Source organism: Bacillus sp. BF2-3, from assembly GCF_008368795.1.
Lineage (GTDB): Bacteria > Bacillota > Bacilli > Bacillales > Bacillaceae_G > Bacillus_A > Bacillus_A cereus.
On sequence record NZ_QOSA01000016.1, the window covers coordinates 1 to 25,088 of the forward strand.

Consider the following 25,088-nt stretch of genomic DNA (forward strand, 5'->3'; position numbering starts at 1 on the left):
GTATTTCCTTGACCTCCTCCGTTATTTGCTGGAGGTGTCGTTCCTTGGCCATTTCCATTATTTTGTTCTTCTTGTTTCTTTTGCTCTTCTAGTTTCTTTTGTTCTTCTTGCTTCTTAAGTTCCTCTTGTTTCTTTTGTTCTTCTTGTTTTTTCAGTTCTTCTTGTTTCTTTAATTCTTCTTGCTTTTTCTCTTCTTCAGTTTTTTGCTGTTGATCTTGTTTTGGTTGCTCCGTTGTATCCGGTACGCTAGTATTTGGCGATGAATCACGTTTTTCACCTTTTATACGTAGCTCACTACCTTCTTGAATAACACTACTTGGCATTTTAAAGCGTGATTTATCTGTAGCCATTTCGCTCATCATTTCTTTAAAGATCAACTGTGCAATTTTCGTATTTTTACTACTAATATACTCGTCTTTACCATCTTTCATATACCCAGTCCATACTGCCATCGTATATTGCGGTGTATATCCAGCGAACCAACTATCACGAGTTGCACTTTCTGGAATTTTATATTGAGCTAATTGCTTTGATGAATAGTTTGTCGTACCCGTTTTACCAGCTACATCTAAAGAGCCTACATTTGCCGATGTACCAGTACCTGATGTAACTACAGAACGAAGCATATCAGTAATCATGTATGCGGTAGAATCTGTCATAACTTGTTTTGGTTTTTGTCCAAAACTTTGTGACTTACCGTCTGGATAAACGACTTTCTTAACAAAATGCGGTTTCGTATATTTACCTTCATTACCAAATGCCGCATAAGCACCCGCTATTTCAGTTGGCGATACTTCATTTGTACCAATCGCTGTCGATTCTGTCGGTGCTGTATTAAATGTAATACCTAGTTTCTCAGAGAATTCTTTCGATTTACTAATCCCTACTTCTTTTGCAGTTTTAATTGCAGGAATATTACGCGACATTTTTAATGCTTCACGCATTGTAATTGGACCCATATGACTTCTATCTGCATTTCGTACTTCTTGTCCCGTTGAATACTTAAATGGAGAGTCATCAATTTGATGGTACGTAGCCCATTTTAAATATTCAATTGCAGGAGCGTAGTCGAAAATCGGCTTCATCGTTGAACCAGCTGCACGATCTAATTCAATTGCCATATTATGCCCTTTAAATACAGCTTTATTTTCTCCACGGCCACTACCTATAGCACGAACTTCTCCTGTTTTCGTATCCATAAATGTGAATGCACCTTGGAATTTATCGTTCGGATAATCAATGATATTATTATTTAAAATATTATCAGCAAGTTTCTGTGCTTTCGGATCTAACGTTGTATAAATTTCTAAACCGTCAGAACCGATATTAGCATCTGGTAATTCTTTTTCTACTTCTTTCACAACTGCATCCATAAATGCAGGGTATGGCATTGTTTGTAGTTGAGCTGCAGGCTTAAGCCCCTTTTCTACGTCAACTTTTGATGCTTCTTCCATTTCCTGTTTTGTTATATATCCATGTCGGTTCATTAAACTTAGAACAACATTTCTTCTTTCTGTTGCTTTTTGAACATTTTCTTTTTTCGTTGGATCATAGTTATTCGGTGCTTTCGGTAAACCTGCAAGCATCGCAACTTCTGGTAATGTTAAGTCCTTCAATTCTTTACCATAGTAGTTTTGTGCTGCTGTTGCGATCCCATATGAACGGTTTCCTAAGTTAATTTTATTTAAGTACATCTCTAATATTTCATGTTTTGAATACTGTTGTTCTAGCTTATAAGCTAAATATATTTCTTGCGCCTTACGCTTTGGTGTTTTGTCCATTGATAAGAAGTAGTTTTTTATAACTTGCTGTGTTATCGTACTTCCACCTTGAGAACCATAATCCCCTTTAAGACTTACTAGAACAGCACGGGCAGTACCTTTAAAATCTACTCCGCTATGCTCATAAAAACGTGAATCTTCTGTCGCTAAAAATGCATTTTCTACTAATTTAGGTATTTGCTCATACGTAACATTCGTCCTTTTTTCTTTTCCATATTCATATACCAAATCCCCGTTTTTATCATAAATTTTTGAGGATAACGGATTAACAAGTTTTGCTTTCTCAAGTTTTGGTGCATCCTTAATCATTACGAAAAAGGTAGCAACCCCTGCCACTAAACCAACAATACCAAGTAATAAACAAGTGATTAAAAACTTGCGAAAGAATGATGTTTTACCTTTTGGCTTTTGTGTTTTAGAAGCTGGTTGTTTTTTCTTTTTAACTTGTCGTCGTTCCTCTCGAGAACGATAATTTTCTGACATGTTACTTTCTCCTGCCTTTCAATTCTCCCGTTGATTTACTTAAAAATATTGAGGTCACTTTCTAAAATAAATTTGATTAAGAAAGTATATTGACCTGGAGCATTCAATATTTTCCCAATTCACAGATTATAAATTTTAGAATACTTCTTATACAAACTATTTTCACTTCTATTTTTCCTAATAACGCTGCCCCTTGAAGCATAGAATGTAAAAAGTGAATTTTTAATACCTCGTATAAATAATATACCTTTTTTTCAAATGGTCAATATTTTCTTATTTATAAATCAAAGGTGAAATAAAAATAGCACAACGATATGTACTTCGTGTGAACTTCCTTATAATTACGTATAACAAACATTTAATATATTGCATATAAGTATAATACCTCGTAAATTATAAGGATTTCAACATCACAACCTCAACATCTACAAAAAAGTATTAAAAATAAAAAGTGAGGAGTTGCGTAATGATGAAGCTATCTCCCGTAATTTCAAAAAATATAGTTGCTGTTGGTTATAATCCTTTTTCTATGATTTTGCGAATCCAATTAAAGAATGGTATGTACGATTTCTTTAATGTACCAGAAAGTATTTATACTGGCCTATTACATGCACAATCTAAAAATTATTATCATAATACTTACATTAAAAATTCTTTCCGCCACACAAAAATCTAAACTTAACACCCACTAAAAAAGAAAGGAGGTTAATCCTCCTTTCTTTTAAAAACATTTTGCAGATGAATTATCTTCGATTCCTCTTATTAATTTCATCATATGCTTGAATTTGTTTTTTCAAACGCCGATCAGCTTTTTTATCATGCACTACAAGAATTGCATGTATAACTCCTGGAACCCAAAATATTAATGTTAATATGAAATTTATGATTGCCTGAATTGGTTTTCCACAAAATAATACAGCAACAGGTGGAAGAAGAATTGCTAATAAATACATCATCCCTTGAAAACTCCTTATTTTGTATTTTATATATCACTTTTCAAAATATACGCAAAAAAACCTACTACCATTTTAATCTTAACCTACCTCTAAAATCAATGTATCTCCTTCTATTTAAATAAGTATTTCAGACTTTTTATTGTTTTCTAGCCTATTTTCTTCCTCTATTGCAGTTACTCCAATTGCAGAAATTAACGTTCCTATCGCTTGTATCCAAATACCAATGAGTGCAATGATTCTCTCATCCTTCTTATCAAAAATACTATCTTCATTTTCTCTCTCATCTTTCAATACATTTGAAACACCTTGATACGCTTGTAATCCAGCCCCTAAACTTTGCATGGAGTTACCCAGTATAATAATTTTCTGTAATACATTTATATCCAACAAAGCTGCTTCTACTCCTAAAAAAGCACCGATCGATTGTAAACTGTTCCCTGTAATGATAAGATAATCATTTTCTTTCAATTGTTCATTTATATTAAAATATGTTCCTATTACATTTGATATATTGCCTAATGCTAATAACTCAATTCCTATTTGATCAAGTAATTTACTTTGATTCTCTAAGCCTATATTTTGATTTTCTCTTTTTTCTTCCCCATCATCATAATTGCTCGCAATGATTTGTAATATATATCCGAGGGCTTGTAATGAGCTTCCTACAATAACAAGATCCGATTCAACTTTCTCTTCTCCAATAAATCCTCTTGTCGTTCCAATAGCAGCTGTAAGATTCCCTCCCACTTGAAACCATGCCCCTGTCACTTTTAAACTGCTTGGATTCATTTTTATCACCTATTTAAATATTTTCTAAAGCTTTCAAAACAAACAAATCTCACCCTTAATCTTTTATTTTATTTTTTAGATGTAATTTTGTGAATGATATAATGTGCTACTAATATAAAAGCACCTTAAAGGTGCTTTTATATGCATGCTGGGCATGTCAATGAATCTCCATTTTTATCTATTGTTATATTCAATATATATTCAATTGCTTTATGTGACCAAGTTTCAGGTGTAGGCGATTCATTTATATATTGTGGCGCACATGACTTCAGCATTGGAGTACTAATACTCCCTCCAGGATCTAAAGCAACTACAGCCATGCCATGGGGTAATTCCAGGGCCATAGATTTAGTGATACCTTCAATAGCAAATTTCGAGGCACAATATGGCGCAAGCTCAGCCTCACCTTCTCTCCCCCAACTAGAACTCATATTAATGATAATTCCTTCTTTCCTAGCTACCATCGCTGGAACAAATGCTCTTATTACATTTACTACACCATTCACGTTTACATTCATTACATTTTCGAATTCTTGAGCCGTAATTTTCCAAAGTTGTGCATTTTGATTTACAATCGATGCATTATTTATTATCATATCGGGAGCTGTATGTGTATTAAGTATATAATTTGCCCAATTGTTAACTTGCTGAGAATCTGAAACATCAATTACTTGGAAATCATGTATTTTACTGTACTGTTTTTTTAGTTCTTCAATTTTATCTTTTGAACGTCCACAACCATATATGTTCCACCCTAATTCATGAAATCGATCAACCATCGCACGCCCTAACCCTTGTGTCACGCCTGTAATAATTACAGATTTACTAATTTCTTTTCGCTTCATTTCTCTCATCCTCCTTCCCTATATCTTACTCTCTTCATTTTTATTCAGCGATTTACTATAGTATTAACTCAACTCATACTTTAGTAATGGTTTTGATATTGTATACATAAACAAAAAAAGTAACCATCATGGTTACTTTTTGCTATATATCTAAAAATTCATTGTTTATTTCATTATTGTTTTTACATTTCAACTTCTCTTTTCCACATTTCTCACACTGGTAAATATAAACTACACCTAATGTACCTTTTTTAAAATCCTCATTATCCTGCATCTTAATAAAAATATATTTATGTTTACAATGCGATTCACCCAAATAATTTTTAAACCACTTTTTCAACACAACACATTCCACCTTTATGATAGAACCTTTATTTAGCTGCTTTATTACATACTTTTATTTAAATGTTCAATCTCATCTTGCAACTTTTTAAATTGCTCAAAATGCATGGTAATAGATTGGCTACTACCATAATCAACATTTTGTTTCACTAATATAACACCCGTATCATGAAAAAGCGCTTCAAGTTCTTTCCTAATAGACACTTTCGCAATATGAGCTGTTTTAATTGCAGATAAAATTGCAATTTCATTAAACTTTAATTTTATTTCATTTGGACAAAATGCGTCTTCAACTAATATAACTTCATTACTATAAATTAGTGCAACAAGATTACTTGATTTGGCATCTGTTAAATCAACTTTTTTCATAATATCTTTCATTACATTTTGCCTCCTTTATTTTCATATATATCAATTATACAAATTTTTTAAAAAAATTACTCAACTTTATTATATTAATTTTAACACACTTTTATTGAAATCCATGCTCCAAACGTTTTACTATTCCACAATTTTTATTATATGAACCATCTGGACTATAACTCCATATAGTAATGTTAACAACTTTTTATAAAGCAGGTGAAAATTATGCCATCAGTTGTAGGAAATTTAGTTGTACAAAATAGTAATGGATCATTTAACTTAGGTGATTTCTACAACGTTTCTCCGAAAGAAAATACGAAAGCTTATAATGGTTCCGGCGCATCAAACGTTGGTTTTGTTGTTAATACTTTTAGCGGTGTTAGCGCGACCAATACATTTGATTCTGACCTTGCAGATCAAAACCAAGTGGGTACAGCCTAATCTTATGTTCAACTTTTTGTATAGAAAATTTTAATTTGTCTATACTATAATCAGGCTGTTTGACAGCTCTTATCGATTTTGGAGTACCCTATCTTTTTCTCCCTTTCCCTGGGGCTCAGCAGCTAGCACAAAGCTAGCTGCTTTTTCTTATATTATTTGTCTCATAAATCAGAAATAAAAAAAGCTGCCATTTAATATTCAGCTTCTTTTACATTATTTCAATAATATCCATAGCGTTAAATACGTAAGTTTTATAAAAGGCGTCTGTACAAATTACAATTTGTTTTACCGGATTGATATGTACAACAGTCATGTAGCTTGTTAATATGTAACCATCTTCAAAATATGTTACCAATATTTCTTTCTCAGACAGTAATGACGTTAATAATTTATCAGAAATCCTCTCTTTTGCTTCATTTGTTAAAAGCGGTTTTTGTACTTTTAATTTCTCTCCAATAATCTTTCTCATATTTAAAAGTTGTTCGGACATTACTGTAAACGGAACCCACTCTCTTTCTTCTTTTTGTATCTTTACATCGTTCATTTTTTATCTCCTTGATCATTTATACATTTATTTATTCATGCTATCCCTTAGTTATTTTTAATACTTACTAAACTATAATTAGGTTACCTCTTAAAAGAACATTCGTTCTTATTATACACGAACTTACGTTCCTTTGAGAAGAGCTATACTTATTATTTCTTAACAAAAAACATAATTTTATTTATCTCCATATTTTTTCCTTTATCAAATAAACTTTTCATTTCTTATATAAAATGCATATAAAAACTAAAAGGCGACTTCACACAAAGTGAAATCGCCTTTTTCTAAAAAATATTCAAAGCTTATTTTTCTATCCTAACTAATGTTCTTTCTAGAATACATAATTCATCTATATTAAAATGATTTATTTTTAAGTTCAATTCCCCTACTCGTTCCTTATCTTCATCACCAACCCAACAACTAAATAATTCGAAATAGTCTCCATCTTCCAAATAACTTTCCATAATCTTGCATAAAGTTAAAAGTTTTTCTTTCGCTTCTTTTTTTTCCTTTACATTTTGCCACTCGACCAGTTCAATTCCCCAATTAGTTGAAACCTCATATGTGTAATTTGTTTGGAATTGATAATCTTGTACAATTTCAAGCATACTTTCATCTGAAAAACACGGTCCAAAAACAATTACATCATTAGAATCTGGATCCGTTAACGGAATTTCTACATTACAGCCTATGTAACTTGCTAAACTCATTTTATACTCCTCCAATATTCGTATAAAAAATACTTCATAGTATATTTATTTACTCAAATATAAAATCCCTGCCTAAACGAAAAAGTTTTAAATTTTTATCGTTTATTAACCATCTATAACTGAAAACATATACTATGATGAACGAACTCACAAAGCATAAGAAAAGAGAGCATTTACAACACTCTCTTTTCTTACATACTCTATGGAACTTTACAAAACTGAATCAGTGATTTTTATTATTATATTTTATTACATATACTTAGGTTGTACTATTATATGTAACTCTCTCTCTGTATCCGCTTTTTTCGGATGACGAAAATAATTAAGTTCGTACTTTAACACTTTATACTCAACCATCCCAATTTTAATCCCTTTCGTTTCTTTTAATATAACTAATAAATCACTTATATTTTCATCATATGACTCAAAAATTTTCGCTCCGCCCTCTCCTTGAAAGATTACTTTCATATATTCTCCCCACCTTAATTTATTGATGTGGTAAATGATGCGTTTAAAACGATTCATTCTTTATCCTAAAATTTTCACAACAAAAAGAACATCCTTTCCAATCGAATGCTCAGCTTTTTACTAATTATCCATGTTAAATATTTATTCAAAAACATTATATGTATTATTTTTTAAATTATGTTCGATATTCATTATTAAAGAGTAAATATATGTAATAAACTTGCATAATGAAAACCGTAGAATATCCACTTTCGTTGAAATAATTATAAACCATAATTTTCCATTGTAATTCTTAATATTTAAATGTAATATTGTATTGTCTTACTATCTATTTATAACTCACACACTAATTAGAAAAGGGAACTCTATATGAGTTCCCTTTTCTAATTATGATTACAGTCATTATTTCTTTTCTAGAAATTTAAATGTATCTTTAAATTCTTTATTATTCACTTTAATATCAGCATCTTTCAATAAATCATTGACTACTTGTTGTTTCCATTTACCTGTCGTATCTTGTAGTCTTTGTTGTTCTATATCTTTACGAATTTTATCCTTTACTTCATCAAATGGCTTCAATTCTTTTTTATCCGTCACTTTAATAATATGGTAACCGTAAGTTGTTTTAACCGGATCACTTACTTGGCCTGCATCTAATTTATACGCAGCTTCCTCAAATTCTTTCACTGTTTGCCCAGGAGCAAAACCAGATATTTCCCCGCCCTGTTCCTTTGAACCAGTATCCTCTGAATACTGTTTTGCTAAGGCAGCAAAATCTTCACCATTATTTACTTTCTCCTTTATTTCTTTAGCCGTTTTTTCATCTTTCACTAAAATGTGACTTACTTTCATTTCTGGTTTATAGTTATTTTTCACATCTTTATCTGTAACTGTTGCTTTAATCGCTTTCTCAAATGCAATTTCTGGCTTCATTTTTTCTTTTAATTCATCTTCGTTTTTCAATCCAAGTTGTTCTAAAGTCGATTTAAAGTTCTCACCCATTTTATCTTTTGCTTCTTCTACTTTCTTTTTTGCTTCCTCATCTGAAACTTTATATTTATCTAACAATGCCTTACTTAACATCATTTGATATAAAGTACTTTCTCCATATTGTTGTCGTAATTCTTTACTTAATTCTTTCTCTGTAACATTCCCTACTTTTGATGTTACTACGTTGTCTGAGGAACCACATGCAGATAATGCTAGCATCACGCATGAAATAATTGTTCCAATAAATATTTTTTTCTTTTTCAATTCAAATACCTCACTTTTATCATTATGCAAATTAACTATACACAGTCATTGTGAAAACAGTGTGTTTTCTACATGTAATTCATTTCATATGAGTAGACTATGTATCATGTATTTTCATTTTTAAACGTAAAGAGTCTTCTTACTATTATGTATAGTAAGAAGACTCTTTACATACTCCTTAAAAACAATACTGCCGCTATAGTTACTTAATAATTACATGTTTTTCAGGTATCCAACTATTCTGCCCGATATCTACCGCATTTCCCACTCTACCCCACACTCGAAAAGATGTCGATCCATCTATATTCCCTTTATAATTCATACATTCAGGCTCTTCATAATAATTTGCTCCGTAACCGACAGGATATTTCGAAGTTGCATAAAACCATTTCACATTAAAATGTTTTAAATATGCCCACTGCTTATCGTTCTCTAAACAAATCATATCTTGCTCACCGCCTCCCCAATAACCTGTTAAGATTAAATATGGAATTTTCTGAGTGAGTGCACCTGTAAATTGAGGGGTCATGGGAGTTTCATATAAATTTATTCCGTATCCATCAGGATATTTCGAAACTGCAATACCAATGCCATTCGGTTGCTGTGTATACACTATGTTAGATTGATTTGCTTTGTTGGAATCTATAAACCAAGAAAGTGACTTATTTCCTACTAATCGATTCAGATCACATTTCCCAATCCCAGGAACATTCCCTGAATCCGTATATTGCCACATATCGCATGGATATGCTGGCTTATTCCCTCCATAACGAGGGATCCATACAAAATCAGCTTCAATATTACATGCTCCAAATGATAAATACGTGTGATGCCCTACGTATAATCCTACTTTTTCCGCACCTAAACGGCGTAATTCATCAATAAATGCCTGTGTCCCGCCTTGCATATCTGCCATCGTTTGAACTTCTACGTCCGCCACCCAAAACTTAGCTGATTGATCACCACGATTCCAAAAATCTTGTGCCTCTTTCTTTGCATCAGCAATAGATATAAAACGGCAAAAAGCATAATTACCGAATGGGATACTATGCTTTTTCATTTCACTAACATAATTTTGATACATAAAATCCACCGTATTAGAGCCATCTTGAACTCTAGCAATCACTAAATCTAGCTGAGATGCTGCAATATCCCAATTAATAGTTCCATTCCATTTTGAAATATCTACAATATACCCCATACATTCCAGCTCCTTTTGAATGTCTTATTCATAGCTTGTTTTATTGTAAGCCTCCTCTCTCTAAAACTAGCTATCTATAATATAAATAAAAAGAATCTTTACTGTTTTTCAAAATATATTCTCTTTCAGAAATATTTCTATCAACTTTAACATGTATGCCACATAAAACATTCGAAATATACCCTACTATTCATTTATTATGTAATCTCGTCCTATCAATCATTTTTACAGATATTAAAAAAAATCTCCTGTATTATTAAATTATAACTTTCAGTATCGATTTCCTTTCAACTAAAAAATTTCATCCCTCATTTTCTATATATTCTTAAGTCAAAATTACTACCTCTACATGAAATTTGAGATTTAGAAAAATTTTAATTAATTGAAGTTTACTCCTATTAAATTGCAATTTTCCAACCTGAACACTATTGGTGCATAAAAAAGACATTTTCTATTACTGAAAATGTCTTTTTACAGTTTAATAAAACAACTTTGGTGCTAAATCTGTATTTTGTAATTGTGAGTTTTCACTGCTCATAACACAACTTGTGGAAAATAGAATTGGGATACCACAAACCTCATCATTCATTACATCACGAAACACATTGGCCGCAACACCTGTAAACGTTTGACATAAGTTAGAAATATCGTCATTGAAAAACTGAATGACTTCCGCAGCGAAAACCGGAAAAACAACATTCGGTCCGCCAGGGAACTGAGGCTGTACCACAACTTGTTCAAAATAAGGATTATTTTCTAGTGCTACTTGAAATAAATGAGCTATTTCAAATGCATCTAGTGGACAAGGAAATGGATTTACAATTTCATTCTCATTATTCGTTACAATAACTGTCACACTTACATTCCCAAATTGTACAAAAGATTTTAAAAGCGTTGCTAATGCTCTCGCTTTTTCGTTGCTTAACGCATGCACTAAAATAATATAATTACCACCAACAGGAATAAGCGGCCCAACTGTAACAGTTGGATCAGCACCTATTGAATTTTTTAATTCATTAAAATATGTGATCCACGGTGGCGAAAGCTGAGCTTGTACATTTTCTTCCACTATTTTATACTACCCCCTTATACCATTCTTACTAACATAATATGTAACAAACAAAAAAATGCATTAGTTATATTAACCATTTGCGTATTTATTGATTATATTAATTAAACATTTTATTTTCCATTCTCAATTTCCCCTTTACATCTTTAAGCACTTTTACTACTATAAAATTCTTTATTATAAGCAAATCCACTGAAATTTCATATTATACTAATACGACTCTATATCCATTAAATTATAATACTCAATATTAGGAGCTGATTTCATGGAAAAAAAACCTATCGTGTTCAAAATCCCACCAAATTCAAAGCTAAAAATTACATTTTTCGGTCCTTGTAACGAAGTAATTACAAATGTGTCTATAATTAATCAACTATGCACCCCTAAATGTCAAACTATCACGCAATACCCAGACTTTAAGAAATATGTAACGGAAGTACGATCGCTATCCCGTTGTTAGTCCGCATAATGCACGATTTTCACAACTTTATTACCTAAAATAACCGAGAAAGAAAATAATTGCATTCCTAGACTAAAATTACTCATGTTATGATATTCCATTGATAATTCATTGATTTTTCACACGTTTTTATGAAAAGAACATATATTATCGTATGGAGATTATCCACTCATAAAACCTATCTTTCTTTGGAGCGTACTTTTTATGTATGCTCTTTTTTTATGTAACCGTCCCCCTTCTAAATTGACCAACAATATATTAAAATTCTTTATATACTCAAGGAGGTCAAATATGTTCAAGTTGCATCCAATACTACTCATCTTAGGATTGATTTTGTTTTTATATAGTGTAATCGCCTTTATGCTATTCTTTTCAGTGTATTAGCATTCCCTACACAAATCTATGTTCAATATATAATTTCTATATGGTAAAGAAAAAACATAATGATACGATCTTTTATGTATTCCGTCTTTCTTGTTCTATAAGAAAACTAGTAAACTTACTAACAATGCGTTTTTACAAGCATGTTACTTATTATTCTGTTTATTATCTGAAGAAGGTTGAAGCCCCTACAAATTAAACTACGCTTTACCTATTTACTTATATATTTTAGAAAAACAATAATAATCCCCCACCATTTGGTAAGGGGATTAACTAAACCTACTAAAAAACATTTAATAATCAGTTTTATTTAGTTGGAGAAGGAAATCTTGCCGCTTCAAAGTGAACCGTATTTACACCATTAACATTTTGTACAATTACGCCAGCAATACTACTTTCTGCAAAAACTTCAACTAAATCTCCTGCTTCTAATTGAAGAATAGTAGTTACGGAAACATCATTATTAAAAAATACTCCTGTTCCAAAGAAATCATTATCTATCGCTATTGCCGGATTGCCATTTACACGAATTTCTACTCTAGCTCTGTAATTTACATTAAAATCATTTGGAGAAAATGTTATATTTCCTAATACACTATATACCCCTCTAGTTTTCGGAGTAAAAATCGACGTTACTGGATTATATTCATTCGCTAGATCAAATTGTTCATTTTGAAATAATACTTTAACAGGAGTATTTGCTAGAACAGGTTGATTAACTGTATTCACAGCTCTAAATGCCGATGCCCTTACAAGCTCCTCTTTCTTATCATCACAACACTTCACCTTTACATACTTCCTATCACATTTACTACTTTTCCTATAACAATCATGACTTTCCTTTTTGTAATCTTTACAATACTTACAGTAATAATAAGACATAGTGAGTCCCCCTTTACACTTATTTTTACATAGTATGCTATATAGATTAGAAGAGCTTGGACGACCTGTTACTATTTTTAATAGATTAAAAAACCCTCACCATTTCGGTGAGGGTTTACCTTTAAGCTTCTGCAAACTCATTGTTTAATGACTTTATTTAATTGGAGAAGGAAATCTTGCTGCTTCAAAATGTGCACCATCTTCTAAAGGACTTAAAACTCCATCTATACTACTTTGTGCATAAATCTCAACTTCATCCCCTGCATTCAATTGAACAATCGTCGAAACACTTACGACATTTCCAAAACTTATTGGACCAAAAAAGTCATTATCTATAGCTATCGCTGCGTTTCCATTCACACGAATTTCTACACGCGCTCTATAATTTAAAGTTGGATCGTTTGGAAAGAAACCAATCGTTCCAATAATAGAATATACACCTTTAGTCTTCGGCATAAAAATAGATGTTGCTGGATTATACTCATTCGCTAAATCAAATTGTTCATTTTGAAATAACACTTTCACAAAAGTATTAGCAGGAACATTTTGATTCACAGTATTTCTAGCTCTAAATGCCGATGCTCTAACAAGATTGTCCTTGTTATCATGGCACTTACAAGTGTTCTTACAACAATCATGATGCTTCTTTTTATACTCTTTACAATACTTACAGTAGTAATAACAAGACATACTAATTCCCCTTTCAAACTTATTACTACATATTATGTAAGATTGATTTATAAGGTTTGGACTAGCTATTTTTATTATTCATAAGGGCGCTATTAACCTGCACCCTTATTTATATACACCACTTCATTCCTTACTAGTTATAAGTTGTATACAGTCCCATATGGAATAGCCAGAAAAGAACTTCCGTACGGTGTAACTTGATGTACTGGGTAAAAATACTCTACGGATGAATAATACGGTTGTACACCTTGCTGCTGCATTTGCAATTGTTGTTGCATTTGCAATGCTTGTTGAATAGCTTGGACTGTACTTTGTGCTCCACTATACGTTATAGATGTACCATACGCTGGTCGCATACCAGTTTCAGAATTAAAATATGAATAAAACATGATTTTCAGCTCCCTTCCCGTATAATTTATTACAAATTATATTATGATTCTTTATTTCAGTGGGTACTATAAAGCTAGTCCGCTCGCTTATATTCAAATGACAAAATAAAAAAGTAGCTGCTAGACTACTTTGACTCCTTCTTATCACCAAATGAAATGATATACATATTCTCCTGTTACACGCTCATTAATTCCCGCAACCCTAACGAACCTAAGTAAATCCGCTCCTTGAAGGAAATATACCGAAATCGTAACCGGTACTTGCGACCACATGAATTGATAAAGCTCATTCACTCTCTGATTCGTCGTAACGATTAAATCATTTACAGGTCCATGATTCCATGCAGAGGTTTGAACTGAAGTGAAAGAAAGGTCTTTCCCATTAACCACTATTCTTGATACGCTTTGAGTTATGTCCACAATAATCCCCTCCAACATTACAAAAATTGGACCTTTTTTAGTTCATATTATTATAAATATTCTTGACTGTAATAAATGTTTAAGGCAAATCCCTAATAAAGTGAAACTTTAATCAGCTCTCACCAATCGGGCTTTTACTGGCAGCCCGACTCCACCTAACTTCTTTGCTTCCGCTGAATTTTGAGGTGGGGGTATTTACTGCCCGACAAATAGCGGGATAAAATTTTTTTATTCATATCCCTCAATTCCCATTACAACCATATAATTTCTAACCTTATTCAATTTTTGGAATTAATATAAAAAGGCATCTTAATTAGATGCCCTTTACTTATCTTCCACTACAATTCCACTATTAAAATAGCAACGCCAAATCCGATGCAAACCAATCCTATCAATATAAATAGCAATCGGAATCCCCATAAATCACTGATTATTTCTATAATATGCACCAGCACAATAATAATAAAATCTTTAAACCCACTGAAACTATGTTCCTTTGTCTCTCTGATTCCATCAATTACAGTCAGACAAACAATAAAAACACCTAAACCAATTAATATAAAACCTAATACAAGCATTCATATATCCTCTTTTTTCTTTTATCTCCTATTAACGAACATTTTCACATTAAAATTCAGTACATACGAGGAAGTTAGATAAAAAATTAACTACCCGTAAAACCTTATTAGTGTGTACTAATAATTAGAGGGAAGGCCCTCCTCTTCACCTTATATTATCATGAAAGGATATGAGCTTCGGAGTTATTTCTTTATAAAATAAAAAATAGCTAATTCACTACTTAAAAAGTAAAAAAGCATCAGATTGACTAGTATGTAGATGGTTAAATGCATGTAAAATGATTTTAAATTATCTACTCTTTTTTTAGCTCGGAAGTAACTCTCATCTCGTCCCATCTTTATACACCACTTTCTTAATCACACTGAACGCAATATTCAATTGATGAGTTTGTCATTTCGTTACCTCCAATTAACGCTTTTGTTCAATGTAGTTATTTTCTTGTATAATAAAAGTTAATTAATCTAGAAGGGATTCTGAGAAAGAGCGAAAAATCAGCTGGAAAGCTTATCGATTTAAATATCTATTCGAAATTAATAAGCGATTAATTTTAGTCACTCTGCCCATACTCAATCAAAGTGTGGGCTTCTTTAATTTCTGTATAAAATTCAAAAGTTTGACACAATCCTGGAAAAAGCTTATAAAGAAAAGTGAGGTTCCATTATTTTCACACTTAGTAGCGCAGTCATGTTACATATAATTTTATAAGTGTGAACGAACTACAAAACTAAAAAACAAATAATAAGTTTGCAACATGTTTGCAAATACGAATTTTGCATATAAATTCGTGTGATATTGAAAGGAGTTTTACTTATGAAAGAAATTAAAACAGAACAAGAATTCAAAGACATCATCGCAAGCGAGGAGCCTGTAGTTGTTAAGTTCTTTACTACATGGTGCCCAGATTGCGTACGTATGGACAACTTTATCGGAGATGTAATGGAAGAGTTCAATAAATTTGAATGGTACTCTATCAATAAAGATGAGTTTCCAAGTATCGCTGAAGAGTATCAAGTAATGGGTATTCCAAGTTTACTTGTATACCAAAACGGTGAGAAGCTAGGCCACTTACATAGTGCTAATGCAAAAACAGAAGAGCAAGTTACTGAGTTTTTAGAAGCATACTAAAATGAAAGCCCTCTGGAAAATATTTTTCAGAGGGTTTTCATCTATTTTCACAATTATCTTTTGAAGTTTTTCATCGTTTAATGAATTACACCTTGTCATGATAAGAATAATACGTAGTAAGAAAAGTATTCGTTTCCTCATCCATCTACCCTCCTATCTCTTTAGTAAATAAACTCCAATTAGGTTCACACCTTGACTTTGTACTTTTCAACATATTTTTCCTTTACGAAACTTTGTTATCCCCTTCTTAAAAAGCTATAAAACGTCAACAATGTTTGTATAGACCCACACGACTTTCGTTTGATACTCTATTTATAGAAAGAAATTCCTTTAAAGAAAGGTGAGTGATTAAAATGGATACTCTTTCTCATAAAGAAGCTGATAAAGGTGCTATTGTCAGCATTATGGCCTACATATTTTTATCCTCTATGAAAATCATCATCAGTTATATTACCCTCTCTAGCGCATTACGCGCTGACGGTTTAAATAACTTAACGGATATCGGTGCTTCTTTAGCGATATTAATTGGTCTAAAAATATCTCGTAAACCTCGTGACCCAGATCATCCGTATGGGCATTCGCGTGCCGAACAAATCGCATCACTTGTTGCGTCCTTCATTATGGCAACAGTCGGATTAGAAGTTGTTATTAGTGCCATTCAATCTTTCTTAAATCCGAAACAAGCAGCGCCTAATGTACTCGCTGCATGGGTTGCTTTATTTTCTGCTGTCGTTATGTACTGCGTGTATTTGTATACGAAAAAAATTGCAGCACGAACAAAAAGTAAATCATTAGAAGCCGCTGCAAAGGATAATTTATCAGATGCACTCGTAAGTATTGGTACCGTAGTAGGTATTGTCGGTTCTCAGTTCCAAATGCCTATTTTAGACCCTATTGCCGCTTTAATTGTCGGTCTTATTATTTGTAAAACTGCATGGGAGATTTTCGTAGAATCTTCTCATATGCTAACAGATGGAATTGATCCTGATAAAATGGAAGAATACGCTGATGCTATTGAGCATATTGGCGGTGTGGAAAACATTGTAGATATTCGAGCACGTATGTATGGGAATCAAACGTACGTTGATATTACAATTGAAGTAGATGCTCGCATGGATGTTGGAGAAAGTCACTGTATTACCGACAACATCGAAGCTATGCTGCGCAAAAAATTTGGAATTTACCATGCACACATTCATGTTGAGCCAATGAAAAAAGAACCTATTATGACATAGGTTCTTTTTTTATGAACGTTTTATGGAATATAACACATAAAACGAGCCAGCTACCGCCAGCTGCCCATCCTGCTAATATGTCAGATGGATAGTGCACGCCAAGATATATTCGGCTAACTGAAATAGATAATACAACAAAGCTTGCTATAAGAATAATTAACAATTTTTTATGCAACGAAATACGCTCTTCAGTAATTGTGACGTATGCAATAAATCCTAAAAAAGCAGTAGCATTCATCGTATGACCGCTCGGAAAACTATATCCAGTTGCAGTAACAAGCTGCGTGACATCAGGTCTTGCTCGTTCGTACCATAGTTTAAGCATACTGTTTAAATAACGAGATCCGTAGTAATTAATTGTTAGAAGTAACGCACTAAGTAACTTTTTTCTAACGAGAAAATACATTACAAGAATAATGAGTAATGGAAAATATATTCTTTTGGAACCGATAAAAGACACCCAAGTAAAATAGGTCGTCAAATAATCGTTTCGAAAGCTTTGAATAAAATGTGCGACTATATTGTCAAAGTTCTCAATACAAGCGGTATGATACGAAAGTGATAATACGACAAAACAAATGAGTAACGTAAAACTTAGCAAGTATAAATGTCGATATCGTTTCACATACATAACCTCACTATGCAAAAAAATGGAGCGGTTGTTTTAGTTTTCCTCTCCATTTCTTTTTTATGCATAGTTTATTAAAAAATATAATTATTAATTTTTTGCTTCATCTCAGGGATATCTTCTCTTGTTACGGTAAAACGAATCACCTTCTCATCAAGATCAAGCGCCTCAGCGAATAATCCAGCTAAACCACGGGATTTTCTATCTACTTCCATAATAATTTCTAGTCGGTCGTATGCACGTGGCAAGATTAATAATTCTAATTCATCTAATTTCCCATAATGCTCTCCAGAAACCGGAATAAACTCAAATTCTTGTGCGAATGGAACTTGCTTACGTAATCGATGCGGTAATTCTTCACATTCTATATGACGTGCTTTAAACCCTAATTCATTTACACTATCTAAAACACTACTTAATAATGCATTAGGTAACACTTGAACGTAGTCGCGGTCACTTGGGTCTATACTACGTTTAATATCAAGACCTGTATGAATCCAAACCGTTTTCATACCAAGTGTAAGTGGTGCTTCAATTGGCATTGGAAAAGAAAATGGAATTTCAACTTTTTCATTCGGTTCTACAGAAAAAGGTTCTGTTAAGCGTACTCGCTCTAAATCATATGTTGCTGTTACTTTTTTATCATCCACTTCTCGTACATACGACGTCGATAATGTTAAGTAAATGCTTTCAATTTGTTGGCTAACTGAACCTCCAGTTATATGAACCTTTCCAACTATTTCTTCCCCAACAATATACTCATCTTTTTCAAGAACAGTATCTACCTTTGCACTTCCAATACCAACGCTTGCTAAAAACTTTTGAAACATGGAGTCTCCATCCTTTCTAAAGCAGAAGCTACATCTTGTTTTAAATCTTGTACATTCTCATAGTACGGCGTTTTTATTTGTAACATTCGCATAAGCATTTCACGATTATAATGTTCCAAAGTTAATTCTTCGTACCATGGTTTTTCCTGTTTTTCATTAGATTCATATCCTGCATATAATAAAAATAATGAGAAATGACCGAGCGCATAAAAGTCGCTACGAAAGTGAACTTCTCGCATCAAAGCTTGTTCACCTTCGTAAGTTGTAGCTCGCTCATCATCCTCACCTTTCCATTTAGCCAATCCAAAATCAATAATACTAATTTGATTTTCTTTCATTAGTATGTTTGGAATGCGTAAATCTCGATGAATAATGCCTTCACTATGAAACACCGATACAATTTCTAATATTTCATATAAAATCTCAAAAACTTCACGTTCTGTATATACATACCCATCTATGAAAATATAATCTTCAAAATTTTTACCAGGCATGTACTCCATCACAAAGAAGCTCTTTTTCTCCCATAGGAAATGATCATATAGACTAGGAATTGCATGATGATTTAATGTTTGTAAGATCATTTTCTCTTGTTCAAATGATTTTCTACCAGACTCATATCTTTGTTTACTTTGTCTTAATTGTTTTAAGACTTTATATCTATTTATTTGTAAATCATTAACGACATATGTAACCCCATAACTGCCCATTCCAATTACTGATTCAATTTTATAACGCTCTGCAACAATTGTATTTTTTCGCAGTGGTCTATCAAATAATGCTAGTACACGACGCCATTTCATCAGCTACTTGAAAAGAAGCTACGGCTTTTACGTTTTCTTTTATAATGTTGATGTCCATAACCAGATGAACGTCGTTTATAATCGCTACTTGAATACGAGCGCCCTCTACGACGATAATCACTACTTGAATACGAACGATATTTTTTCTTTCCTAATAAAGAATCAATAATTTTTTTGAACATTCCTTCACCTCTTGAGTAAAATTTCCTTTTCATTATACCAATAATTATTGACTATATTTGTGACAGGTTTGTAAAGAGTAAAAAACGACGAGTTATGCCCGTCGTTACTTTCATTCATCCTCTTCATCAAAAACTTCATCAATCATGCATTTCTCTAATAAATACTCAAATGTAATATCTGCGAGATCTTCAATTTCTTCTCGTTTTGGGACGTACCCTCTTTCAATTAGTTGCTCATAAAAAAACTCCGCAATCTCTTCCGTATCAATCACGACTTCAATTTCCTTCATGAGCATCACTCCTTTATTTCTGTTTTATGAAAAAATCTCAAAATTATGTATATGAGATTAGAAAAATAGATTTTATTTTTTTATAGGTCATAAGCTTTGGACGAGATGCATACGATTGTAGTACAAGCTATTCAAAGGGGGAAATAATAATGGAAAATCAATATGAAGTAGGACAAACAAAAGAAGAGTTCATGCATGAAGATCAATGGGCAGACTCTCTTATAAAGTGGCTTTTTATTTTTTTAATAGTTGTAGGCATACCTTATACTGCATATGTTGTTGTTCAATTTATTCTCTCTTTCTAGTTAACTATTTTTTCTCTGTCAATTTAACTAAATAATTATGAACAACATCCATTACAATTTTATATTCTTCATCTTTAAATGTATCGAACAATAATTGATAATCGTTATAAATATCAAGTAATCCATCAATGATTTCTTGACGATTCGTCTTAACACTCACTTTTTTCGAGTTGTTAATTGACTTTAACTTTCCTAAATCTAATTTATTCATACCTGCTTTATCTTGTTTCATTTTCTTCAAAATTGCATTTGCCGTTTGAGCATTGGCGAGTAACGTTAAATCTGATTCATCCGCTTCTAACCATTCACCATCCGTAATCCGTGACAATTCATAAATTGTATCTTCCCATGCGTCATTCTTATATCTCCATACTTCTGTACGAAAACCAACAATACGGAAAACATCTTTATCATATCCAGTTACTTGCACAAGATCACCAAACGTGAAATTATAATTTAATTCAATCCACTCCGTATCGCCCTTTTTCATATCTTGCTCTGTAACGTGCTGCAATGTTTGCTCTACGTAAAATCCATCGTGATTATTGACTTCGTATACATAAACTCCATCTAAAACCTTCATATTTGTGATTTTCCCAACGGTTCCATATAGCGTAATCACGACTATGTCCCCTACGTTGTATTTAGGTTGTTTTTTTCTTGCCATCTCTATCTCTCCTTTTTTTGACGTCGTGATTTTGATATCAGTATATGCAACCTACATAAAAACGCTTATCACAGAAGCTTATATTCATAAATTTTTTCAATAAAAAATATAATCTTATAAAATTTACATTGCACTCAAAAAAAAGCTAGTAACTAGACTAGCTTCAAATCAACAAATTTCATAATAAAAAACATACAGAATACTTCACTTTAAATAAAGTAATGTATTCTGTATGTTTTCAAATAGTTTTTATCTATCTTGTATGTATAAATCCCAGGCTTCATCAAATATAGACATACTTTCTAGCATTCCGCTCAACTCTAAGTATGAACTAATTTCATCATAGTCTTCAGATTGCTTCGGAAAACTTAAATCATCATACATCGCCTCTGCTAAATCTGAAATTTCATTTCTAAATAAAGCTGCACGATGCTTCATCATATAATGGTAAAATGTCTTTTTCAAAAATATTCCCTACCTTTCTAACTTGGGTACATTATACAAGGCAAAAAAGAAAAAAACCAGCATAAAAGCTGGTTAAAAGTCGAAATAATTTCTTTTTAATAGACGCGGTCTTCCCATTAATTCTTCATATGTTAGTTGTTTTGGTAAATCTTTCGTGTAAATTAAGAATAATTGATCTTCAATTTCTTTTACTGTATGGTCTGATTGATAGTCCATCCCGCACGAGGAACAAGAAATACATGGTGTCTCTTGGATTTCAATGGCTTTCGTACCATCTGGTAATTCCCAATATACAGTATTCAAGCTTTCTTTCGCTTCTGTACTGTCACACCACATACAATTCATACTGCATCACCCTCAGTTTTTTTGTCGTTTTCTTCTAACTTAGCCATTTGTGCTTGATATTTTTTATCTTTTAATTGATCGCGCTTATCACGTTTATCTTTTAAAGATGCATGAGTATCATTATCTTCGTAGTCTTTACGACGGTTCATACGCTGTAAGTCGTCTGGAACGAGGTTAAATTTCTTATCGCTCATAAGACCTGCGATACCAACATCTGAACGTTTTTCTTCGTAGTTCGGATAAATCTCTTTAAAGTATCCTTCCGCTCTTCCTGGAATATAGCTCTCTGGCTCTGGATACGTCGTAATAACACCTTCAAAGTTACGAAGCACAACTTTATCTGCACTTTGTGAGATTAAATAGTTTGGCTGAAGTGCAATTTTACCGCCTCCACCTGGCGCATCAACAACGAATGTCGGAACAGCATAACCAGATGTGTGTCCACGTAAACCTTCAATAATTTCAAGACCTTTAGATACTGGTGCACGGAAGTGACCGATACCTTCAGATAAGTCACATTGATAAATGTAGTATGGACGTACACGGATTTTTACTAAGTCATGCATAAGTTTTTTCATAATTGGAACGCTGTCGTTAATACCAGCTAAAATTACTGCTTGGTTTCCGACTGGAACACCAGCATTCGCTAACATTTCACATGCCTTTTTCGATTCTTCAGTAATTTCAATAGATGTATTGAAATGTGTATTTAACCATACTGGATGGTATTTTTTAATAATGTTACATAAGTTTTCTGTAATACGTTGTGGGAATACTACTGGTGCTCTCGTTCCGATACGAATAATCTCAACATGCGGAATCTCTCGTAAATTTTTTAATACATATTCTAAAATTTTATCGTTAATTAGAAGTCCGTCACCACCGGAGATTAATACATCTCGTACTTGTGGCGTTTCACGAATATAAGCAATTGCATCATCTAATTGTTTCTTCGGTACACCCATTCCAATTTGTCCACTAAAACGACGACGTGTACAGTAACGACAATACATAGAACATTGATTTGTTACTAAGAATAGTACACGGTCCGGATAACGATGTGTTAGCCCTGGAACTGGTGAATCTTCGTCTTCGTGAAGTGGGTCTTCTAAATCATATTTTGTTTTATATAACTCTTCCGAAATCGGTACTGATTGCATCCGAATCGGACAGCGTGGATCATCAGGATTCATTAGCCAAGCATAGTACGGTGTAATGTTTAACGGGATCGTTTTCGTTGAAATTTTAACGCCCTCTTCTTCTTCAGGTGTTAAGTTAATTACTTTTCTTAAGTCATCTAACGTTTTGATCGTATTCGTTAATTGCCAAACCCAATCATTCCATTGCTCTTCAGTAACATCTTTCCATAATTCGATATCCTTCCAGTGACGATTTGGTTTGTATACATCATGTAACATTGCTATTCCCCCTTTTTATACGCTCATCCTTTATATAAGCAATAGTTATGCCAACTTTACATTGTTGATAAGTAAATGTGCGGAGAACCCTATTACATAAGCGAAAAAATATTTTTAAGCGTTGTATGAAATCAATACTTAACATCATATTCATTACTTTTTATATATGTAAACGCTCTTTTATTGGTGCAAACACACAAAAACCGCCGATTATTCGGCGGTTTTGTCGTACTTGCTCAGTTTATATTGAAGCGTTTGACGAGGGATACCCAACATTTTTGCGGCTTGTAATATATTCCCTTCCGTTTCAATCAACGCTTGATCTATTAATTCTTTTTCTGTTTGATGAAGTGCTTCTCTAAGTGGCATTATACCCTTCTTCTTCGAAAACTTCTCTTTCCGAAATGTACGTGGTAAACAATTGGCTGTTAATGTATTCCCTTCTGCAATAATAACAGCATGTTCAATCGTATGTTTTAACTCCCGTACATTTCCAGGCCACTGATAAGCTTGCAGTCTATCTTTCGCTTCCTCATCAATTTGAAGTACACCTTTTTTATAACTTTTATTATATTCTTTCAAAAAATAAGATGCTAATAATAGTACATCCTCAGTTCTTTCACGAAGCGGTGGGATATATAATGAAAATACGTTTAAGCGATAATATAAATCAGTGCGAATTTTATTCTCTCGTAAACATATTTCTGGAGGCTGGTTCATCGCGGTAATAACACGAACATCTACTTTTCTCGTCTTATTATCACCAATTCTTCTAATGACTCCATCTTCTAACACTCGTAACATTTTTGCCTGCAAATCAAGAGGCATTGAATTCAGTTCATCTAAAAATAATGTACCACCATCAACAAGTTCAAATAGCCCAGCTCTTTCAATCGCTCCCGTATAGCTTCCTTTTGTCGTTCCAAACAATAAACTTTCTAATAGCGACTCTGGTAAAGCTGCACAGTTTTGTGCAATAAATGGCTTGTTTTTTCTTTTAGAAGCTTCATGAATTGCTTGTACGAACAGTTCTTTTCCTGTTCCTGTTTCACCATATATTAAAACATTCGCGTCTGTTGGTGCTACTTTTTGTGCTAACTCTTTCGTCTGTTTAAACCGCGTATCATTTGTCACTATCGTCTCAAATGCAGCGTGCTTTTTAATCACTTTTTTTCTAGATGATCGCTTTATTTTCGACTGTAAGTCAACAATTGTGTCAGTAAGCTTTTGAATTGTAGAGTAATCCTTTGCAATTTCAACAGCCCCAGCAATATTCCCATCTATAAAAATAGGTAACGTCGTATTTACTGTACAAACATCTTCACCATTTAAATTTTGATAATGTTGTACCTGATGTACGATAGGTTTTTTTGTATCTAGTACTTTCATCAATGTACTCGTTTCCCTTGATAAAGACGGGAACGCTTCTAACAGATGTTTCCCTAACACTTTTTCAATCTTCGATCCATCGTGTTTTGCAGCTACAGAATTATAAAATATTGTAATTCCATTTTCATCTACAGCGTGTATAGCCTCATCAATACTGCCCAAAATCGCTTCAATGACTTCTTGTGTCGAAACTGCTAGCAATGTCATCCCCCCTCTTGCCGAAAATCCAGCAATTACATGCCGAATTTTCGGCACATCTATGTGCGATTGTAAGCATGACGATTCCGTTCTATAATTTTAATCAATTTCATATTTTCATTAGATAACTCGAAACTCTAATTAGTACGGCTTTTTCAAAC

33 protein-coding genes and 1 pseudogene are annotated in these 25,088 nt (G+C 32.8%); 6 read left to right on the top strand and 28 right to left on the bottom strand.

Annotated elements, in window-relative coordinates; genetic code table 11:
- Positions 1-2,264 (bottom strand): transglycosylase domain-containing protein (locus tag DN401_RS12625; RefSeq protein WP_001293960.1); only part of this gene is annotated, 2,264 nt, incomplete at its 3' end.
- Between the two features lie 466 nt (positions 2,265-2,730).
- On the opposite strand from DN401_RS12625, the gene DN401_RS12630 reads away from it, so the two are divergent.
- On the top strand, positions 2,731-2,940 hold the full coding sequence (locus DN401_RS12630) for a KTSC domain-containing protein (protein WP_149287724.1): 210 nt from the start codon (positions 2,731-2,733) through the stop codon (positions 2,938-2,940).
- Between the two features lie 67 nt (positions 2,941-3,007).
- Here the strand turns inward: DN401_RS12630 and DN401_RS12635 are convergent, their stop codons facing one another.
- The 5 genes from DN401_RS12635 to DN401_RS12655 form a co-directional block, all read right to left on the bottom strand.
- Positions 3,008-3,220, bottom strand: a complete 213-nt coding sequence (locus DN401_RS12635) for a YqaE/Pmp3 family membrane protein (protein ID WP_000990233.1) — start codon at positions 3,218-3,220, stop codon at positions 3,008-3,010.
- A 114-nt stretch (positions 3,221-3,334) separates the two neighbouring features.
- A complete protein-coding gene (locus DN401_RS12640) occupies positions 3,335-4,009 on the bottom strand; it encodes a DUF6944 family repetitive protein (protein ID WP_001070038.1) in 675 nt (224 codons plus the stop codon).
- Between the two features lie 137 nt (positions 4,010-4,146).
- A complete protein-coding gene (locus tag DN401_RS12645; RefSeq protein ID WP_000823062.1) occupies positions 4,147-4,854 on the bottom strand; it encodes an SDR family oxidoreductase in 708 nt (235 codons plus the stop codon).
- Positions 4,855-4,996: 142 nt separating this feature from the next.
- Entirely contained in the window at positions 4,997-5,197 is a 201-nt protein-coding gene (locus DN401_RS12650) for a hypothetical protein (protein ID WP_000915142.1), read from the bottom strand.
- 44 nt (positions 5,198-5,241) lie between these two features.
- Positions 5,242-5,577 (bottom strand): hypothetical protein, encoded by a 336-nt coding sequence (locus tag DN401_RS12655; protein WP_000651907.1) that lies wholly within the window; start codon positions 5,575-5,577, stop codon positions 5,242-5,244.
- 207 nt (positions 5,578-5,784) lie between these two features.
- Here DN401_RS12655 and gerPF point away from each other — a divergent pair, with 207 nt between their 5' ends.
- Positions 5,785-6,000: a spore germination protein GerPF gene (gerPF, locus tag DN401_RS12660; protein ID WP_001141569.1), complete on the top strand. Its 216-nt coding sequence runs from the start codon at positions 5,785-5,787 to the stop codon at positions 5,998-6,000.
- Positions 6,001-6,208: 208 nt separating this feature from the next.
- Here gerPF and DN401_RS12665 read toward each other — a convergent pair whose 3' ends face one another.
- The 6 genes from DN401_RS12665 to DN401_RS12690 form a co-directional block, all read right to left on the bottom strand.
- Positions 6,209-6,544, bottom strand: a complete 336-nt coding sequence (locus tag DN401_RS12665; protein WP_002024004.1) for a YolD-like family protein — start codon at positions 6,542-6,544, stop codon at positions 6,209-6,211.
- 302 nt (positions 6,545-6,846) lie between these two features.
- Positions 6,847-7,254: a KH domain-containing protein gene (locus DN401_RS12670; protein ID WP_000050502.1), complete on the bottom strand. Its 408-nt coding sequence runs from the start codon at positions 7,252-7,254 to the stop codon at positions 6,847-6,849.
- A gap of 249 nt (positions 7,255-7,503) precedes the next feature.
- Positions 7,504-7,722: a hypothetical protein gene (locus DN401_RS12675; RefSeq protein ID WP_000864275.1), complete on the bottom strand. Its 219-nt coding sequence runs from the start codon at positions 7,720-7,722 to the stop codon at positions 7,504-7,506.
- Between the two features lie 402 nt (positions 7,723-8,124).
- A complete protein-coding gene (locus DN401_RS12680) occupies positions 8,125-8,976 on the bottom strand; it encodes a peptidylprolyl isomerase PrsA (protein WP_000727348.1) in 852 nt (283 codons plus the stop codon).
- 202 nt (positions 8,977-9,178) lie between these two features.
- Positions 9,179-10,177 (bottom strand): glycoside hydrolase family 25 protein, encoded by a 999-nt coding sequence (locus DN401_RS12685; protein WP_149287725.1) that lies wholly within the window; start codon positions 10,175-10,177, stop codon positions 9,179-9,181.
- Between the two features lie 478 nt (positions 10,178-10,655).
- Positions 10,656-11,246, bottom strand: a complete 591-nt coding sequence (locus DN401_RS12690; RefSeq protein ID WP_000392281.1) for a hypothetical protein — start codon at positions 11,244-11,246, stop codon at positions 10,656-10,658.
- Positions 11,247-11,511: 265 nt separating this feature from the next.
- On the opposite strand from DN401_RS12690, the gene DN401_RS12695 reads away from it, so the two are divergent.
- Positions 11,512-11,706, top strand: a complete 195-nt coding sequence (locus DN401_RS12695) for a hypothetical protein (protein ID WP_000412555.1) — start codon at positions 11,512-11,514, stop codon at positions 11,704-11,706.
- A gap of 687 nt (positions 11,707-12,393) precedes the next feature.
- Here the strand turns inward: DN401_RS12695 and DN401_RS12700 are convergent.
- The 6 genes and pseudogenes from DN401_RS12700 to DN401_RS12725 all read right to left on the bottom strand — a co-directional run.
- Positions 12,394-12,969: a complement C1q domain-containing protein gene (locus DN401_RS12700; protein ID WP_000122943.1), complete on the bottom strand. Its 576-nt coding sequence runs from the start codon at positions 12,967-12,969 to the stop codon at positions 12,394-12,396.
- A gap of 153 nt (positions 12,970-13,122) precedes the next feature.
- A complete protein-coding gene (locus tag DN401_RS12705; protein WP_002183539.1) occupies positions 13,123-13,659 on the bottom strand; it encodes a C1q-like domain-containing protein in 537 nt (178 codons plus the stop codon).
- A gap of 137 nt (positions 13,660-13,796) precedes the next feature.
- The gene (locus DN401_RS12710; RefSeq protein ID WP_000500097.1) at positions 13,797-14,048 is read right to left on the bottom strand and encodes a DUF3947 family protein; all 252 of its coding nucleotides are present in this window, start codon (positions 14,046-14,048) and stop codon (positions 13,797-13,799) included.
- A gap of 144 nt (positions 14,049-14,192) precedes the next feature.
- Entirely contained in the window at positions 14,193-14,468 is a 276-nt protein-coding gene (locus tag DN401_RS12715; protein WP_000355695.1) for a hypothetical protein, read from the bottom strand.
- 338 nt (positions 14,469-14,806) lie between these two features.
- Positions 14,807-15,046, bottom strand: coding sequence for a hypothetical protein (locus tag DN401_RS12720; protein ID WP_000960640.1), 240 nt, complete (start codon positions 15,044-15,046; stop codon positions 14,807-14,809).
- Between the two features lie 231 nt (positions 15,047-15,277).
- Positions 15,278-15,382 (bottom strand): annotated as a pseudogene (locus DN401_RS12725) (2TM domain-containing protein); the annotation flags it as partial.
- 475 nt (positions 15,383-15,857) lie between these two features.
- Between DN401_RS12725 and DN401_RS12735 the strand changes: the two are divergent.
- Entirely contained in the window at positions 15,858-16,172 is a 315-nt protein-coding gene (locus DN401_RS12735) for a thioredoxin family protein (protein WP_000658787.1), read from the top strand.
- A 353-nt stretch (positions 16,173-16,525) separates the two neighbouring features.
- Positions 16,526-17,407, top strand: a complete 882-nt coding sequence (locus DN401_RS12740) for a cation diffusion facilitator family transporter (RefSeq protein ID WP_000380385.1) — start codon at positions 16,526-16,528, stop codon at positions 17,405-17,407.
- Here DN401_RS12740 and DN401_RS12745 read toward each other — a convergent pair.
- From DN401_RS12745 to DN401_RS12765, 5 genes are all read right to left on the bottom strand, one after another.
- Positions 17,397-18,032 carry a phosphatase PAP2 family protein gene (locus DN401_RS12745; protein WP_000833370.1) on the bottom strand — a complete coding sequence of 212 codons (636 nt, stop codon included), beginning with the start codon at positions 18,030-18,032 and terminating at the stop codon, positions 17,397-17,399. The genes DN401_RS12740 and DN401_RS12745 overlap by 11 nt on opposite strands.
- A gap of 77 nt (positions 18,033-18,109) precedes the next feature.
- Positions 18,110-18,865, bottom strand: coding sequence for a sporulation protein (locus DN401_RS12750; RefSeq protein WP_000486625.1), 756 nt, complete (start codon positions 18,863-18,865; stop codon positions 18,110-18,112).
- Complete coding sequence (locus tag DN401_RS12755; RefSeq protein WP_000872063.1) at positions 18,847-19,668, bottom strand: serine/threonine protein kinase; 822 nt, start codon at positions 19,666-19,668, stop codon at positions 18,847-18,849. The genes DN401_RS12750 and DN401_RS12755 overlap by 19 nt, the downstream gene beginning before the upstream one ends.
- Entirely contained in the window at positions 19,668-19,850 is a 183-nt protein-coding gene (locus DN401_RS12760) for a hypothetical protein (protein ID WP_000473371.1), read from the bottom strand. The genes DN401_RS12755 and DN401_RS12760 overlap by 1 nt, the downstream gene beginning before the upstream one ends.
- 110 nt (positions 19,851-19,960) lie before the next feature.
- Positions 19,961-20,140, bottom strand: a complete 180-nt coding sequence (locus DN401_RS12765) for a YozD family protein (RefSeq protein WP_000658451.1) — start codon at positions 20,138-20,140, stop codon at positions 19,961-19,963.
- A gap of 149 nt (positions 20,141-20,289) precedes the next feature.
- On the opposite strand from DN401_RS12765, the gene DN401_RS12770 reads away from it, so the two are divergent.
- Positions 20,290-20,445, top strand: coding sequence for a DUF3930 family protein (locus tag DN401_RS12770; RefSeq protein ID WP_000431486.1), 156 nt, complete (start codon positions 20,290-20,292; stop codon positions 20,443-20,445).
- A gap of 4 nt (positions 20,446-20,449) precedes the next feature.
- Here the strand turns inward: DN401_RS12770 and DN401_RS12775 are convergent, their stop codons facing one another.
- The 5 genes from DN401_RS12775 to rocR form a co-directional block, all read right to left on the bottom strand.
- Positions 20,450-21,112 carry a hypothetical protein gene (locus DN401_RS12775; RefSeq protein WP_000101499.1) on the bottom strand — a complete coding sequence of 221 codons (663 nt, stop codon included), beginning with the start codon at positions 21,110-21,112 and terminating at the stop codon, positions 20,450-20,452.
- 249 nt (positions 21,113-21,361) lie between these two features.
- The gene (locus DN401_RS12780; RefSeq protein WP_000750717.1) at positions 21,362-21,577 is read right to left on the bottom strand and encodes a YozE family protein; all 216 of its coding nucleotides are present in this window, start codon (positions 21,575-21,577) and stop codon (positions 21,362-21,364) included.
- 72 nt (positions 21,578-21,649) lie between these two features.
- Entirely contained in the window at positions 21,650-21,922 is a 273-nt protein-coding gene (locus DN401_RS12785; protein ID WP_000995763.1) for a YokU family protein, read from the bottom strand.
- Entirely contained in the window at positions 21,919-23,340 is a 1,422-nt protein-coding gene (gene kamA / locus DN401_RS12790; RefSeq protein ID WP_000902142.1) for a lysine 2,3-aminomutase, read from the bottom strand. The genes DN401_RS12785 and kamA overlap by 4 nt, the downstream gene beginning before the upstream one ends.
- Before the next feature lie 210 nt (positions 23,341-23,550).
- Positions 23,551-24,936: an arginine utilization transcriptional regulator RocR gene (gene rocR / locus DN401_RS12795; protein ID WP_011110073.1), complete on the bottom strand. Its 1,386-nt coding sequence runs from the start codon at positions 24,934-24,936 to the stop codon at positions 23,551-23,553.
- Positions 24,937-25,088 lie beyond the last annotated feature (152 nt).